The organism is Dactylosporangium sp. NPDC005572, assembly GCF_040605515.1.
Lineage (GTDB): Bacteria > Actinomycetota > Actinomycetes > Mycobacteriales > Micromonosporaceae > Dactylosporangium.
In genome coordinates, this window is sequence record NZ_JBEXCY010000016.1 from 25,507 (window position 1) to 42,187 (window position 16,681).

Annotated in this window: 6 protein-coding genes; all 6 read right to left on the reverse strand. The window is 69.9% G+C overall.

Annotation, left to right across the window (positions count from 1 at the left end; genetic code table 11):
• Positions 1-179: 179 nt before the first annotated feature.
• Genes ABZS66_RS11445 through ABZS66_RS11470 form a run of 6 tightly spaced genes read right to left on the reverse strand, consistent with a single transcriptional unit; the run spans position 180 to position 16,594 of the window.
• Entirely contained in the window at positions 180-3,527 is a 3,348-nt protein-coding gene (locus tag ABZS66_RS11445) for an AAA family ATPase (protein WP_354757012.1), read from the reverse strand.
• Positions 3,524-5,611 carry a hypothetical protein gene (locus ABZS66_RS11450; RefSeq protein ID WP_354757013.1) on the reverse strand — a complete coding sequence of 696 codons (2,088 nt, stop codon included), beginning with the start codon at positions 5,609-5,611 and terminating at the stop codon, positions 3,524-3,526. Before ABZS66_RS11450 ends, ABZS66_RS11445 begins: the two co-directional genes overlap by 4 nt.
• 59 nt (positions 5,612-5,670) lie before the next feature.
• Positions 5,671-6,729, reverse strand: a complete 1,059-nt coding sequence (locus tag ABZS66_RS11455) for a hypothetical protein (protein ID WP_354757014.1) — start codon at positions 6,727-6,729, stop codon at positions 5,671-5,673.
• The gene (locus ABZS66_RS11460) at positions 6,726-6,941 is read right to left on the reverse strand and encodes a hypothetical protein (protein WP_354757015.1); all 216 of its coding nucleotides are present in this window, start codon (positions 6,939-6,941) and stop codon (positions 6,726-6,728) included. Before ABZS66_RS11460 ends, ABZS66_RS11455 begins: the two co-directional genes overlap by 4 nt.
• Positions 6,925-7,698 carry a hypothetical protein gene (locus ABZS66_RS11465; RefSeq protein ID WP_354757016.1) on the reverse strand — a complete coding sequence of 258 codons (774 nt, stop codon included), beginning with the start codon at positions 7,696-7,698 and terminating at the stop codon, positions 6,925-6,927. Before ABZS66_RS11465 ends, ABZS66_RS11460 begins: the two co-directional genes overlap by 17 nt.
• Complete coding sequence (locus ABZS66_RS11470; RefSeq protein ID WP_354757017.1) at positions 7,691-16,594, reverse strand: hypothetical protein; 8,904 nt, start codon at positions 16,592-16,594, stop codon at positions 7,691-7,693. The genes ABZS66_RS11465 and ABZS66_RS11470 overlap by 8 nt, the downstream gene beginning before the upstream one ends.
• Positions 16,595-16,681 lie beyond the last annotated feature (87 nt).

The following is a 16,681-nucleotide window of genomic DNA, read 5'->3' on the forward strand; positions in this document are numbered from 1 at the left end:
GAACTGTTGCCGTCCGGCGTCGAAACGCCTGGACCAGCCCCCTTGGATGTACCAACCAATGGACCAGCCTCCCCTGAGCAACAGCCACCCGAAGGCTCCGGGCGCCGCGTTACGCACGCGCCTGCACCATTGTGAGGTGAGCGCGCCAGGAAAGCTACTGGAGCCGGGTTTCAGGCAGGTCACCGAAGGGGATCCCGCACGCCAACGCTCGAGTGACGGCGACCCACCGATCCGATGTCGCCCACCCGCAGGATCCGCATGTCGTCAACACTCGGGGAGGACATTGACCGCAAGCGGCCGGCCTGCCGGGTCACCGCTTTGTCGAGCAACTGCCGAGCGTAACGGGCGTTGCCAAACGCACGGTCCTGCGGCACTTGCTCGAAGTGGCTGCGCAGCGCTACCAGCGTCTCGCCGGGGCACTCATACCCGCCGACGCGCGCCGTCGCCTCGAAGATCGCCACGAGTTCGTCCGCCGAGTAGTGCACGAAGTGAATGTGCCGGGTGAAGCGCGACTGCAGACCGGCGTTGGCGGCCAGGAACGCCGCCATCTCCTCCTCGTACCCGGCGGCGATAACCACCACTTCGTCGCGGTGGTCCTCCATCAGCTTGACCAGCGTGTCCACCGCCTCCCGACCGAAGTCGTTACGCGCGTCCGGCGGCGTGAGGCTGTACGCCTCATCGATGAACAGCACACCGCCCCGTGCCCGTTCGAACGCCTCCCGAGTGCGGTGCGCGGTGTGGCCGACGTACTCGCCGACCAGGTCGCCGCGCGCCACCTCAACGACCTGCCCGCCGTTGAGCACACCCAACGCCGTGAGCAATTGCCCGTAGAGGCGGGCCACCGTGGTCTTTCCCGTGCCCGGCGGGCCGGAGAAGACCAGGTGCCGCGAGACCGACGGCGCCGGCAGGCCGACCTCGGTCCTGGCCCGCGCCGCGGCCAGCAGGTCGATCAGCTCCGACACCTCGCGCTTCACTGCTTCGAGGCCGATCATGTTGTTCAGCTGGGACAACAGGCCCTCCAGCGCCGATGAGCGGCGATCCCCGACCGACACCAGCGCGGCTGGCGCCGAGCCGAGATCCTGCGGCAGCAGCTGCGCCAGTTCGACACCGGAGGCGTCGCCCGCCTCGGACAACCGATACGCCTGCCGGCCGATCATCTCCTCGAACACCTTGCGAGCGACTCGGGCGTTGCCGAACGACTCGGTGCGCGGCATGGAGTCGAACAGCCGGGCCAGCGCCAGCCTCGTGTCGTACTCCAGCGAATAGTGGTGGGTCCGGCACAACTGCTCCACAATCGTCACCAACTCGTCGCTGGAGTAGCTGTCGAACTCCACAGTCCGAGAGAAACGCGACGCGAGACCCGGATTCGTGTCGAGGAAGGCGCGCATCTGCGGCGAGTAGCCTGCGACGATCACCACCACTTCGTCACGGTGGTCCTCCATCAGCTTCACCAGCGTGTCGATCGCCTCCCGACCGAAGTCAGGTCCGGTGCCCTCGCCCGAGGACAACGCGTACGCCTCGTCCAGGAACAGCACCCCGCCGATCGCCTCGGTGAACCGTTGGGTGGTCTTCACCGCGGTACCGCCGATGTGCTCGGCCACCAGATCGGCCCGGGCCACTTCCACGAGCTGACCGGTTGTCAGAACCCCGAGCGCCGCCAGGATCTGCCCGTACAGGCGTGCGACCGTCGTCTTGCCGGTGCCCGGCGCTCCGGCGAAGACCAGGTGCCGCGACATGGGTGGCATCGGCAGGCCCGCCGCGCTGCGCCGCTGGGCGATCCGGTGCAGGCCCACCAGGGTGGCCACCTCCCGTTTGACCTCGGCCAGACCGACCAGCGCGTCCAGTTGCGCCAGCAGCGGGGTGGCCGCGTCTGCACCGGCACGGTCGGCGTCGTTGGTGGACTGTCCTTGGGCCGGCACGACCACAGCCGCGGGCACGGTCGGCGGGACGGCCGCGTTCACGTCGACAGCGCTCGCGGCCGGGGTTGCCGGCTCAGGCACGGTGACCGACGCCGCGCGCCGGATCTGCTGCCCGCCGTTACCCCGTATGGAGAGGTCGGTCATCGCGACAGGCTCTATGGTTTCTATTACTATCCCGTCGCCTCCGTTGTCGAACACTTCGCAGCGTTCCAGCGCGCCACGCGAGCCAGCGGCGAACCGGATGCCCGGACCGTCACAGCGGTGCACCCGGGTCTCTCGCAGCTGCAGGTCGCCGTCAGCCTCGACGGTCGCACCAGCGCGGCTGGCGCCGGTGACAGCCGACGACGTGGCCGACGCCGTGCCTTGGGCCGCGACGAGCAGTCCGTGCACGCCACCGCGCAGGCTGGTCTCCTCGACAGAGAGCCGTCCGCCTGCCGCGACCCGCACCGCCGCCCGGCCGCCCTCGATGTGGGACTGCTGCAGCGTTGCCCTGCCACCGTCGATGCAATGCACCCCATACTCACCGCTGTTGTTGGTGCGCAGGTCGGTCAGCACGGGGTTGGCACCGCCGCGGACCAGGACCCCGACGCGGCCTCCGTCCACGGTGATTCCGGTGAGCGTACCCGTGGCGGAGTCGTCGTAGAGCAGGCCGATGCCATCCGCGCCAGCGATCCGTCCGCCTTCGATCCGCGGTGCGGCGGAGCCGGCCACCGCGACCGCAACCGCGCCGGTCTGCTCAATGTCACAGTCGGCCAGCAGGCCGGCCGCCGCCTCCAGTAGGTACACCCCGTGCCCGCCGACGCCGATGACCCGACAGCGGCGCAGGACCGGATCGGCGTCGCCGGAGACGACGACCCCGTGGCCCCCGATCCCGCGAAATTCGCAGTCCTGAAGCTGTGGCCGCCCGCCCGTGACGACGAGACCGGGCCCAGGGCTGTCCCGCACCATCGTCGAGCGCACCTGGAGCGCGCCGTCGTGCTCCACCGCGACCGCCGGCCCGTCCACGCCACTGATGTCCAGCCTGGTCGCCGTCCCGCGGCCGGCCCGGGTAGACAGCACCCCAACGCCGCGCACGTTGGCGACGGTGCAGTCACGCAACTGGGGATCGGCGCCGCCTGCGATGACAATCCCGGCCGACCCAATATCGGCGACCACAGTCTCAGCGACCGTGGCCACGGCATCCTTCTCGATGAGCAGGCCCGCACCTGCTGGGTTGGCCACCCGACAGTTCCCCGCCTCCAGCCGACCGGCGAAGGCATGCACCGCAACGACGCCGTCTGCCTCCACATCGCAGTCGGCCATCTGCAGCGCGCCGGCCGCGAGCTGCACGGCGGGAAACTGCTCGCTGCCGCCCACCAGCTTGAGCCCCCGCAGGGTCACCGAGCCGCCGGCCACGAACACCGCCGTGCCGCCCTCGCCATGGACGGTGACGGTGCCGCGACCGTCCTCGGCCACTAGGGTCACGTCGCCGGTGAGCCGGAGGTGCTCGCGATAGACGCCCGGCTGGATCACCACGGTGACGCCCGGCCCGGCGATGGCAAGCGCGTCGGAGATCCGCGACGGACAGCCCGGGTCGCTCTGGGACACCGACACCATGCTCTGGATCACGCGCGTGCACCTCCGTGGTACGTGGACGGACCCCTGTTCGCCAGCGCGAGGTTCCCAGGCGGCGGGGTGAACCGGCGACCCTGGGCGTCGAACCCCGGGGCGAAGTCGAGCAGGCGCGCGGGCGGCTGCCGTTGATCGTGCGGAGTCGCAGCGCGCAGCCGTTCGAGCAGCCGCCCACCGGGTTGCCGGGCGCCGCCGCTGCCGGTCTGGTCCTGGAGCAGGATGCGCACCGGCCCGGCAGCTCCGTCGTCGCCGTCGACCGCGAGCACCGCGAACCTCGTACCCGCGGGGAAAAGGGCGCCGTGCAGGTCACCCGCGCCCGCACGGTCGAGGCGGCGCGCGCTGGCCGACCAGATAACGAACTCGACGCTGCCGTCCGGTGACCGGGTCGGCACCGTGTCAACGTCAAGAAACGCGGGCTCGATAATCTCGTCACCGACCCGATAGTGATCGACCACGGACAACGCGGCCCGGCTGGTCGCGTGGACCCGCCCGAGGACAGTGGGCAGCCTCTGCAGGCCGTACGCCACGCCACGGGCGAAGGTGCGCGCCCGGTCCTCGTCGGGCGCGCGGAGAACCCCGCCAGTGCGCAGCGTGCGATTGATGCCGTCGCGGTCGCCGTCCTGATACGCGCTGACCGCGACCAGCCCGGCGACCAGGTCGGCGGTAGCCTCCGCGGAGCGCATCCCAGGCTGCTCGGCGAGGGTTCGGCCGATCACGCGGGCATAGGCGTCGTACCTGCCGTTGAGTACATGGCGCAGCCTGGTCCGGTCGGGCATCTCCCACTCCGCACTGGAGATCCACAGCGGGGCCTGCCGCACGGGCATGCTAAGTCCGGGCACCTCTGATGGCGCGGCGGCCGGCAGGGAGGGCTGGCCGGTCGCAACCACGGGGCGCGCCTCGGGTGCCTGCGCTGTCGGCTCGTCCGGGTCCAGGTGCGGTTCGGCGGCGGGATCGTCCACGCCGGCGTCGCGCGGCTCACGGAGCGGCGGGCCGGGCCACCTGGCCGCGTCGAGCACCGCGGCCATCTCTGCGGGCACAGCCACCGGCTTCGGTGGCTGTGCCCGCAGCTCCACCCGCGGATCGGCCGACGGTGGCGGCTCCGTCGGCGGCGCCTCCACCAGTGCCGGCGGAGTGTCGTGGAGGGTGGCACCGAGGAGTTGGTGGCGGCCCGCGTCATCAGGCGTGCTGGATCGGGCGGTCCACCGATGGAACGCGCCGGTGGTGCTCAGCCCGCCGTCGGGTGTCGGCGAGACCGTGGCATCGGCGGCGATCACCGGGCTGCCGAGTGCATCGGCCAGGCCGCCGAAGAGCAGATCGGCGGCGGGTCCTGTGGGTGCGGTCCCGTGGTGGACGACGACGACCGGCCCGCCGGTCTCACCCCGGACCGCCGCGATCATGTCGGCCATCACAGCCGGCGGCACCGGTCGGCCGGCCATCCGGAACCCGGTCGCGGTGAGCCCGACCTCCACGACAAAGCCCGTGGCCAACACGACGTCGACAACTGCCGATCCGTCCACAAACGACCAGCCGCCCACGGACGCCGTGCCCGCCGGTTCCGGCTCGGCCGGAACCATGGGCTGTGGCAGACCGTCAGGTAATACGACCGCTGGCGCGGGCTGTGGCGGGCCGGGCGGCCACGCCCTGTCGATCCGCGGTGGCGAGCCCTCCGCACAGGCCAACCAGACACGGTCCCCACCCCGGGCCGCGCCGGCCACATCGGCCTCGCTGAGAGGCCACAACGGCACGGCGACGTCCCGGCCGATCCAGCTCGCCAGCCGCCCCGCGGCTCGCTCGACGAGTGCGCTGTCCGCGTAGCGCCCCAGCGGCACCAGGCGCACACCGTCAGCGCAGCCGCCGAGCTCCTCGCTGAGGATGCCATGCAGCAGCTCGAACAGGTCCGGCAGCCCGGTCACCGCGGGAGAGCTGACAACCACGACCCGGTCTGGCTCGGTCGGCAGGCCAGCGACCAGCCGGGCCAGGGCTTGCCCGTCCTCGTGGGCGGTGCGCAGCAGCAGGGCGTCGCCGACCGACTCGGCGACTACAGCGTCGCTGGCCGTGTGCGCTGTCGCAGCCGAGGTCATCGCGGCCCGCCTCCTTCCGTCTCGCCCCACAACGGCTGGCCCGGCGGTTCGGTTCACCCTCACCCGACCGCGAGATCCAGGCCAGCCGGTGTCGCGTCAGCCTGCAGCGCCGCCAGCGCACGGTGCCAGCCGACCACATCGACGTCTGCACGTTCGTAGCCGCGCTGCCGCAGATGCCGCAGCAGCCACGGATCCGGGACGATGTGGTGGTGTTCCAGGTAGTACGCAGTCGCGTCGCTCCACACCCAGACGCCGTCGGTGCGCACGTTGAGCGGCACCAAACCGGCCCCTGCAGGGTCGAACACGTCGTCGGCGGTTTCCGCCGTGACAATCAGCGGGTCTCCCCCGTCCAGATACTGCAGGACCCGCGCCCGTTCGGTCTGATCGAGGCCCGGCTGGTCGGGGTCGTCGAAGAACCTGGCAATGCAGATACGGTGCAGTGGCAGGATTGTCCACAGCAACGCGGCGAAGCTCAGCACCGCGCGTTGGAACGCGGGCAACGCAGCTTCGTCGGCAAAGACCTGCACCAGCGGATCCTGCTCCCCCGTGCCGAGCAGCGCAGTCTGCATGTCGGCTGCGATCGCCGGAAGGTCGTCCGGCCGAACCTCCGGGGCGTACAGCAGGTACATCCGCTTCGACGGGGACGACTGCCGCTCGGGCGGGGGGTAGCGCCAACTGCGCCACAGCGCGTGGGACCCGCCGAGGTCGGCCGCCGCGGCGACGGCCGCCAGATCGACCGGGTCCAGGCCGCCCGCACCCGCGTACTCGCCGGTCAAGTCGAGGGTGTGCGGAACGTACGGACTGAGCTCGGCGAGGACGTCCGGCGCGACCGGGGCCAGCCCACACTCCGGCATCGACTCCACGTCGGAAATCGCCAGGTCGCCTAGCGCACCGGCGTCGGCACCCGCATTCCGAAGAGCGTCGGCGAGCAACTCAGCGTCGGCGGGGGTGAACAAGATCTGGCTGGTCAGAGCGGTGAACGCAAGGGCCTGGGCGATGTCGACCACCCGACCCTCCGCCAGCCAGCCCCGGGCCGCGACGACTAGATCGTCCGGGAACCGGCTATCGGCCCGCAGCAGCAGGTGGTGGAAATCAGCGCGCAGCTGGCTGTCGCTCATCGAGACGCTCCCTGCAGGCGCTGGACGTTGCTGAGCCGGTCGGCGATCTTCACGTCGATTGCCTCAGCCAGGGCCTGCCAAAGCCGCTCCAGATTGTCACCGCGCCCCGTGCCAGCGGACTCGGCCGCCCAGTCGACGAGCTCAGCGACCAAAGCACCGAACCGCTGCCGCAGCGCCAGCCGGCCCACCGACCCGTCAAACGTCTGCGGCATCGGCCTGCCCTTCCTGCCCTTGCTGCTGCGCGAACCAGGCCGCGTCGACCGTCGGCGACGTTCCCAGCAGCGAAACGGAGTGTGTGCGGTGCTCCCATACCAAAGCGATCTGATGACCGGCATTCGTCGCGACGACGGTGGTGGAGGTGGGCTTCTCCAGCGGCTCGGCGACGGCCCAGCCCGAGTCGCGCAGCCAGCCGGCGATTGCCGCGAGCGCGTCCGGGACCGGGTGACCAGGGGGCGGCACCACCAGGAAGTTGCAGTCGACCCGGTACTGCTCCTCGGCGAGGACGACCGAGCCGCGGCTGACCCGCTGGGGCCCCATGTCCGAGAGAAGCGAGACGCGGCCGCTGGCGACCGCGGCGGCGGCAGCGGCGACTTGCTCACGCAGCCAGCGCTGGGAGTGCTCCAGCCACCGACCCATCTCGTGCCAGCCCGCAGGGGTAACTCGGCGGGCCGGGCGCGGCCGCACGCCGATCGGCTCCTCGCCCTCGATATGCCGCGCCCGCCACTGCGGCCACGACAGCAGCCCGGTCCGCGGCGTCGTCGGCCCGGCCTCCGACACCACGTAATCGGCGATCAAGTGCCGTTCGTGCAGCGCACGCGACGCGGCCTGGACGTCCGCGCGCACGGCGCCGGGGTCGGTGTAGTCCCGGCCATCGACAGAAAACGCCGGCTGCAGGTCGTCGTAAGCCTCGCCGAGACGGAACACATAGACCGTCGTGAGGTCTGGCCGATCGCTCAGTCCGTCACTCATCCGCCATCTCCAACTGGTCCAGGGCAGCCGCCTCGTGGAATGCGGCCAGGATCGCCTGCTTCTCGCCGTCCGTCAGCACGATATAGGGCTTGTACAGGGAGTTGTGCTCAATGTCGGCAGCGACGGACGCGCGCAGCGTCATCAGCTGGAGCTCGAACGCATATCTGTGGCCATTGACCTCGATCCCGATTACCAGCGGGATGACCCGGTAAGCGGGGTTCTTACTCTTCGGCATGGCGTACCTGTTGTCGACCTCGACGATCCAGCCGCCGGCACCGGCGCTGAAGTGCTGCACGACAGCCGCGAAGGCGCGCTGCAGGCTCGCCGTATCGGGCACGGTGATCCTGGCGCCCACCATGTCGACGATGTCACCGACCCGGTATTCGCTGCGGCCAGCCGATCCGGGCCGCCCTTCCATCATCCGTTGCACCTTGTCGAGCAGGCCACCCGCGTCCTTCAGCCGTCGGTTGTAGTCGACGGCCCCGTCCGCCTCGTCCTGCAGCTGGGCGACGATCGGCCCGAGCTCCCGGTCGACCGCTGGGATGACCTCGCCCTCCAGACGGGCGACGTAGTCCTGCACGGCGTGCCACTGCTCGGCCGACGGTGTGGAGTCAGACTCAAGCGCTAACGGGTCGGCCGCCTTCAGCTCCTCGACGTACACGTCGAGCCGCCGCCGGCCCTCGGCGGTGTAGTTGAACTCGTGCGGCACCTGCTCGTACAGCGGCCCGCGGCCCGGGTGCTCGGCCAGGAAGCCCGCCAGATCCCCGCCGTAGGGCCGGAGCGTGTCGCGGCGAGCGAGCTCCTCGATAGTGGCGAGTGCCCGCTCGTGCAGCGCGGGGCTGCGCAGGGAGTCGGTGAGGTTCAGGGTGCGCGGGTCGCCGAGGAGCCGCTGCATCACCGCGGACAGCTCGGGGGAGTGCGGGCCGATCCGCTCGATGACGGCCTCCTGGACGTCGGGCACGGTGTACCTGCCGTCGGTCCCGGGCGGCCCGATCGGCCGGGTTAGGTCCTGCGGCGCCCCCTGCTGCGGTCCATGGACTCCCCCTTGAGCATCATGCGGCGCAGCTCCGGTTTGGCTGGCGACGCCGGGCGGGCCATCCTGCACGTCCGGCCCGGCGGAGGCCGCCGATCCCGGCGGGCCGGGCGGGGCCGGTGGGCCGGGCGGGGCCGGTGGGCCGGGCGGGGCCGACGGGGCCGACGGGGCCGACGGGACTGGATCGAGGGCATCGTAATGGTTGCCGTCGATGCGCCGAACGAAAAGCGTCTGCGGCGCGTCAGGCAGCAGTTGCAGAGTCCGCCCGTCCTCGACCACTACCAAGTTGACGGCCCTGCCGCCATTTTGACGCGCAGCGAAGGCCAACAGCCGAGCGAGGGCGGGCGGCACGTCGTGGCCGACCTCCGAACTCCACAGTTCGGTGCGTTGGACGGCCGCCTCAAGCAGTTCAAGGTCGCTCGGCGGCCGACCGTCGTGGTAAATGTGGTCCTGTACGAACGCGGCGACGATGTCGTTGCCCCAGTCGTCTGTTTCAAAAAAGTGGTCCCACAACCGCCCTACCGGCTCGTCCGCGTCATCACCCGCGTCGATCCGCCTGATCAGCTCCTGGTGGTACGCGTAGGCGGTGTGGCCGTGCTCGCGGTCCGCCACCGCCTGCTCAACCAACGGGCGCCACTCGGGGTTCCGCGTCCGGATGGCTGTTGCCAACTCTTCGATGGCGAGCCCGGACGCGTCTTCGATGCCGTGCCGGCGCGCCTCGTTCAGGACCTCGGCAGTCTCCGCCTCCTCCCGCCAGTGGGCGCGCATGTCGTCCGTCACCGCTGGCGCTTCCCAGCCGGGCAGCAGGTCGTTGGGGACGTTCCGCCCCAAGGCGTCGCGCAGCAGTTGGCCCGCCGAGCGCAGGTGTAGCCCATCGAACAACGCCGGCGGGGCTTGCTGGACAAAGCTGGCCAGTTCGTCGCGCAGCTCTGCCGCGTCCTGCGCTGACACGGGCAGTTGGACGCCCTGCCTGGTGCTGCTGACCAGCACCGCGTTGAACAGACAGTCGCCGTTGCCTGGGATGTCCACCACGCGCATCCGCCCGAACGACGGCACCTCGAGCACCTGGCCCGGCGATGGCGGACGCTGGTCGCGGCTGGTCGCGGCATCACCGTCGGGAACGGGGCGGCTGTCGGACGGCACTGAAAGCTGCCGCATGCCGAAAATGCCTTGTTCCATCTTCGACTGCAGCCAACTACTCGGCAGCCAGCCGCTCGGCGACCCGGGTGAGGCGCTCATGGGCGGCGTTTGGGGGGCCAGCTGGCCATGCGGGCTGTCAATAGGCGACGCGGGCGGCGTCGGCGGAACGATGTGGATGCCCCTCTCGGCGTTGGTTTCAGGGTGGGCAGCCTGAACCGGCTGCGCCACCGTCGCCGAGCCGGGCGTGTCGGCACCGGACTCAGCCTCGCCGGTGGTCCTCGGTTCACCGCGTGGATGCCCCGACGTCACGCTTTCCAGCAGCCGCCGCACGAGCGGGGGAGACTGCGGCGCGCTGCGCCGTTGCCCGGACGCAACTGAGGGGGCCGGCGCGGCCCCGGCCACGGCCGCGGCGGCCCGCGCCTCGTCGGTTTGCGGCTGAGGACTCGGCGCACCCAACGTTTCGGCCAACGCGGCGAGCGCCCGCGAGCCGAGATCAGAGAGCGCCCCTGTGGCCGCCGGCAGCGGTCCGACGAATGGACGTATAGCGGCGTCCGTGATGCGACGCACCCGCCGCTGCTGCGCCGGGGGCAGGTCGGAAACAGCTTGCTCTGCCCGGCTTCCGTCGGCCGGCTGCATATCCACCGAGGGCACGCTCACCGCCGACACCGGAGCCTGCGGCGCGGGAACCTGCGGCGCGGGAACCTGCGGCGCGGGAGCCTGCGGCGCGGGAGCCTGCGGCGCGGGAGCCTGCGGCGCGGGACCTTTCGCCACCGGATCCGGAACGGCAGCGCCTGACCCGGGCGTGTACGGCGGCGGCTCATCACCAATGGCCGGCTGCTGGTGCCGATGAAGCTCGTCGTCGTACGCCGCGCGGGCCTGGACACGGCCGGCCTCCCACGCCCTGTCCGTCTCCTCGGCGAGCTGGATCAACGCGGCGGCCCGGGCGACTTGCTGATAACGCTCACTCTCTGAGGCGGAGCGGTTGGCCCAGTCGCTGGGATAAATCAGCCGATTCACTTCCCCGGCCAGGGGCCTATGACCGTATGGGGAAATGTTGCGGGCCATCCGGTGGGCGCGTTCGAGCCGGTTCATGTCCGGGTCTGGGCCCTCTGTCGCGTGAGCAACATCGTCCAGCAGCTGTTGGATCTCGGAGGCTTCCATCGCTTTGTGTCGTACGGCCACCTGATCTGCGAGCGGTCCCAGCTGATCCACCGTCTGTCCTGCCCTAGCGATGGTGCGCAGGTGCTGCCGCTCGATGTCAGCCGGGGTGCGGAGTACATGGGCAAAGTGCTCGAAGAGATCACGCATCCGGCTGCCCAGCAGGCCTTCAAACGGCCGAGTCGCGTTCAACTCCCGCGCTCGCGCGGCCTCGGCGGCCTTTGCGACACGCCCAGGCAGTCGCGGCCGATCCCTGCCCAAGCGCGGGAGTGTGCCCTGCGCCCGTCGCAGGTGGTCGCGCAGCCGTTCTGAGGCTGCCTCGGCCCCTCGTCGGGCGTCGAGGTATACCGCCTGCGCCGATGCGCTGCGCTCCTGGGTGTCACTGACGCGGGCTTTGGCTTGCTCACGCAACTCGTCGGTGACCACTGGGTCCAGCCGATACATGGAGGCACGCGCGTCGGTCCACTGGGTTGGGGCGTCAAGCCACCTCGAGGCCCGAGGCCGGCGCGGCCGGGCGTCGCTGGCGACGGCTTCGGCTCGCTCACGCAACTCGTCGGTGACCGCCGGATCCAGCCGATACATGGAGGCACGCGCGTCGACCCACTCGGTTGCGGCGACGAGCCACTCGAGGCGCAGCCGAAGGGCATGATCCCAGGCCGCGATAGTGTCGCGGATCGCCCTACGACTGCCCGCCATGTCGTCGTGCAACCAGCCGTTGGCACGTGCCACATCCTCCGGGACGTGCACCTCGACAGCGTCGCGCAGAGCCACCTCCGTGCCGACGCCGTGGCGCGGATTGTGCAGGTCATGCACGATTATCCGCTCCTCCACGTCGAACGTGAAGACCATGGTTCGCGTGCGGGCCTTGATGAAGGCGCTCTTCTCCTCCGTTGCCCCCTTTACCAGTACACCGCCGGTGGTATTGCCAAGCCGCAGGGCGGCCTGGTTGACGTCGTCCGGCACAATCCGCGCCGCGGCGGTGCGATCGACCACCCGAAACCCGGTGGTCGATTGGCGGTCGACCACCATGTCGGAGGTCGACCTGACGATCTCGCGGGACTCCACCCGGGAGTCGTCGACGATGCGGTCCAGCACGGGCTTGCCCAGCTTCACGTACCGCCGCAGGACCGCCCCGTAGCGCGGCACCACGCCCGCGCCAGAGACGCGCAGGTCGACGCCGTGGCGGACCAGGCTCGGGTATTGCGCCTTGGACCACTCGGGGGAGGCCATGTCGTGCACGGCCTCCGCAATGTTCGACCGGGGATCGCGTAGCGGATTGTTGCCGAGCCACTGCTGCGCCACAGAGGTGCGTGCGTGCGCGGACACGGCGGACCGCGCCGCGTCCTCGACCGCCCGCGCACCGGTGAAGACGGTGACCACCGCCTGGCCGGGCAGGCGGGTGCCACGGGCGTGCCATGCCTTGATCGCATCCGGATCGGTGTCCGCGCGGCTGAGTGGCTCGGGACGCACGCGCCGGTCACCGGCGTCGTGTACCGGCGCGGTTGCCCGCAGTTCAGACTCCGGGAACCGCAGCCGGATCGGGATCTCCTGAGACGACAGGATCGTCTGATCCGACACCTGCTGGTTGTTGTCGACACGTTGCACGGTGATGGCCAGGGTCGCCTCGAATTGCGCGAGCGGCCCGACCCCGACGACGACCCGCTCGTCCGCGTCGCTGGACCCCGCGCGGCGGCCGACCCTGGCCTGGTGGGCGTAGCTCACTCCGGGCCCGGCCCCCATCGCACCCGTATGACCTTGGCCCTTCGCGCTGTTGTCACGTGCGCCCTGGTAACTCCCGCTGAGCTCAATGCCGAGCCCGCGGCTGCTGCTTGTGCCGCGCGTGTCGGTCGCCCTGATGTAGTACTCGATATCGGTGGGGTCGGTGACGATGTCAACGAGTTTCAGGCCCTGCAGCCGGCCTTCGATCTTCAGGTCGACCCCGGTCGTCGACTTCACCAGATACGCAAACCACGGGAGCCGCCGGCGCCGGAACAGCCGTAGCTGTACGTCGTGGCTGAGCAGACTGTCCATGAAGGCCGACAGCCCGAACCGGCTCAACGTCACCCGTGCCCGGTCCAGATTGCCCATCCCCAGCGCATCCCGCAACGGTGCGTCGGGCCTGAGCGGCACACCGTTGGCGGCCAGCTCCCTGAGCATGGACTTGATGACCTCGGGCCGTCCCATGACATCCACGTAGCCACGGCCCATCTCCCCACCCCACAGGCCGTTGCCGCGGTCACTGCTCAGGTAGGCGGGTGGATGCCACCCCCGGGCCTCCGGCTGCGTGCTATGCAGACTCAGCGGCTTCGCCGGGGCACCGGGAGGCAGCGGAAGCTCGGCGATCGTCGGCTCACCGTCCCCCGCTCGCTCATTGTGCTCGCGGATCAGGTCGTTGGTCGCGTGGACGTCGCGCACCGCCACGGCGATCACCACGGCGTCTTTGGTATGCACCACCCGGCTACGAGCGTTGACCCCGCCGACGAACAGGTCTGGCGCACCCGCCCAGCGCACGCTCGCCCTGAGATGCCAGTCGCCGTCCACCCGATAGAAGACGAACGGCCCGTTATGGACCACGTTTCGCTCACCGCTGCCGGCGCGGCTCGTGTCCCGCCCCGACGCGACACCATACTCAACGCCGACATCGGCATCGGCGAACCCGGTATAGGCGTCCCTACGGTGACCGAACGAGCCGAACAGACGCAGGCCGATGCCGTGACGGACCGAACGGCCCTGCCCAATCGGGTACACACCCAGCGTGGACGACTCCGCTTCGTATCTCTTCATGCCGACCGGCTGGAAACGCGTTGGGACGAACGCGACCTCCAGCGCGCCGTGATGGTCGCGGAAGAACCCGGCCGCCAGGAGATGGCTCACAACATGCCCGGGTTCAAACAGGACACGAGCCCGCCCGAGCTCGAACTCGGGGCTGAAGAACGCATCGATTCGCTCTCGCGACACGCTGCCCGGACTCGTCATCACATGGCCGTAGGGCAGCCCTTCCAACAGCTCCAGGGCGTTCTGGCGGATCTCGGCCATCAACCCAACGCTATGCGTCTGGAACCGCGGCGGCAGCCAGTGCACGGGGCCGCTTGCGGCGGCGCCCAACGAGCTGCCCGGCCGGTCCTCAATCCCGGTCACATTGGCGGTGGACGGCTCATCCACCCCCATAGCGTCCACCCAGTCCGCGGTCTGCCAGACCACAACCTCGCCACTATCGAGCAAGACGCGCTGGGGTGTGTCGGACAGCTCGACGGAGCCGGTGTCAACCTCCATCCCGTGAGGCACGTGTGCGTACCGGGACAGGCTGGCCGCCGTCCACAGCCCCATGGTTGCCGTCCGCATGAGCTGGCGCGGGCGCCGGTATGTGCTGACCTCCGCGTAGAAGTCCACGCCGATCGTGAACTCCCGGGCGGTGATCCGGTCAGACGCCGGCCTTTCACTCACCGACATCTCCACCTGGGAAACCTGCTGACCTGTGCTCAATCGGCGATCGCTGTCGTGTCTGTAGCGCAGCTCGGCCCCGACGCCGGCGAACGCCCGCTTGTCAGGCCGCTTCCAGCGGCGGAAGAAGCCCGCCTCGCCACCAACCTGATATCCACGCCGAACCGCGACCTGGTTGATCGCCCGATCATCGGCAAGGTCATGCTGGCGTGTCGAAACCGTCCTCGAGTCGCCGGTATGCGTCGCGCCGGTCCGCTCGGCGGTCAGCACCACACGCACATAGTCGTTGTAGAACCAGCCGTACCGCTTCAGGTTCACCACGACGCCGGTGTCGAACAGACTATCGACCATGGCCCGCATCGTCGGCACCGACAACGACGCTCGCAGTGAGGCGATATTGTGCCGCGCGTTCATCAGATCCCGCAAGCTACGGATCGTATCGACCGAGGCGGGATCGGCGGCCATCGCGACCGGGAACTCCCGCAACAGAGTTTCGATCTTGTCGAGCGCGCCGGCCAGTCCTGTGATCTCACGGACCACACCATCACCGAGCGGCTCGCTCAGCAACCGATCCCCAGGCTCCACCCGAATAGGGTCCGTCGGCTTGGTCATCAGGTCCGTGCCGACTCGAACAAAGACCCTGTCACCCGCCGCCGAAGTCGCAAGAGGTTCTTGGCCCGGGACGCTCAACTCCCATACCACCGGATACGAACGCAACTCGGTCTCGCCGCTGTAAATGATTGTCCTCCGCCGACCACCGCCACCACCACCCAGCGCGACCTGCCCGCGCCCTACGGCAACGGATCCCCCCGCCATCAACCGAACGGGACGACCATTCTCGTCTACCGGGCCGTTCCAACCAGCCTGCGCCTTGACACTGGCGTTCAGCACGGCTTCGCTGCTGTGGTAGGCGGTCCGGACGACCTGCGCGCTGTCACGCAGATGCAGCGCGTCGGTACGCGACAGCGCGGTGTACCGGTCGGCGGTGACCCTGATGACGAACGGCCCAGCCACCTTCTTCTCGACGTCGTCCCACAGGGCCGGGACCTCCAGCCCCCCGACAAGCCGCTCGAAGGACGCCTCGACGTTACGAGCGCTCAGAATTCGCTGCAGTTCGGCACGGCTCGCCGAACCGATCTTGAACAGCCCAGTCGGCAGCGTATTGCGGGCCAGCTCCCACAGTCTCTCCACCACAGCCGCTTCAACCTGGTGCACCCGAGGCAGCGTCTCGCTCGACAACCGCTCGGAGGTCTCGGTTGTCGCGGCCGGCACCATGGCGTACTCCGGCATCCGCAGCGTCGCCGTCGTCGTGATCCCGGCTGTGCCGACCGAAACTTCGTCGCCGTGCCGGCCGGTGCGCCACAGCTCCACCTGATAGTTGGCCTTGACGCTGACTTGTTCGGAGCGGCCGCTGGAACGCATCTGTCGGTGCACCACCACCGACTGGGCGGCCGAAGACTCCCGGGTGACCCGCCGTAGCGTGCCTTGCAAGGTCAGACCGCCGCCGGGGACGACGTCGAGAGGGTCAACCTTGCCGTTGACGTTGACCGTCAGCGACTGCTCCATACCGGAACTGTGCACCTTGCCCACGCTGGTTGAGTGGGCCGAGACGCTGGTCATGTCAAGCCGCGTCACATCGCCGGGTGCGTCCTGGTCCGGCGCGGGGACAGGCTCCGTCAGCTCGACGCGCACTCGCAACTCCATCGGTCTACCGGCCACCGTCACGGGGAACGGGCGGCCTGCGCCGAGGAGGGTATGCAATGCGCCCGTGCCGTCCGCATTGTCGAGCACAACCCGTACCACGTCATCGAGTCCGTTGACGCTCGACGAGCCCACCAAATCGCCGATCTTCCTGCGGATCTCGTCCGTGACCTCGGATACGTTGGCCACGCCCACCAAGGCGCCCGGGCCCAGCGTGCCTAGATCCAGATAGTCCCCCGCGACCGTGCCTCGGTCGATGCCAGGCGCCGCCGGGATCGTGGGCGAACCGCCCACAACCACCGGCGCATTGGCTCCTGCGGCCTCACCGCGGTCCGGTTCGTGTCCCGGGTCCGGCACGTCTGTAGTGGGCGCGCCGTCCGTCGTGACGAGGTATGCCGAGTCTGCGGTCGCCGCCTTCCCCACGGACGGCACCGGAGACGGCGCCTTGTCACGGGTGAAGGCTGGGCCGGGCGCTGCATCACCCGGATCGACCAGGCCCTCGCTCGCCCC

Excerpts from the sequence above, each read along its gene's own strand:
- ABZS66_RS11455 (WP_354757014.1), bottom strand. The coding sequence starts at position 6,729 with ATGAGCGACAGCCAGCTGCGCGCTGATTTCCACCACCTGCTGCTGCGG.
- ABZS66_RS11460 (WP_354757015.1), bottom strand. The coding sequence starts at position 6,941 with ATGCCGCAGACGTTTGACGGGTCGGTGGGCCGGCTGGCGCTGCGGCAG.
- ABZS66_RS11450 (WP_354757013.1), bottom strand. The coding sequence starts at position 5,611 with ATGACCTCGGCTGCGACAGCGCACACGGCCAGCGACGCTGTAGTCGCC.
- ABZS66_RS11465 (WP_354757016.1), bottom strand. The coding sequence starts at position 7,698 with ATGAGTGACGGACTGAGCGATCGGCCAGACCTCACGACGGTCTATGTG.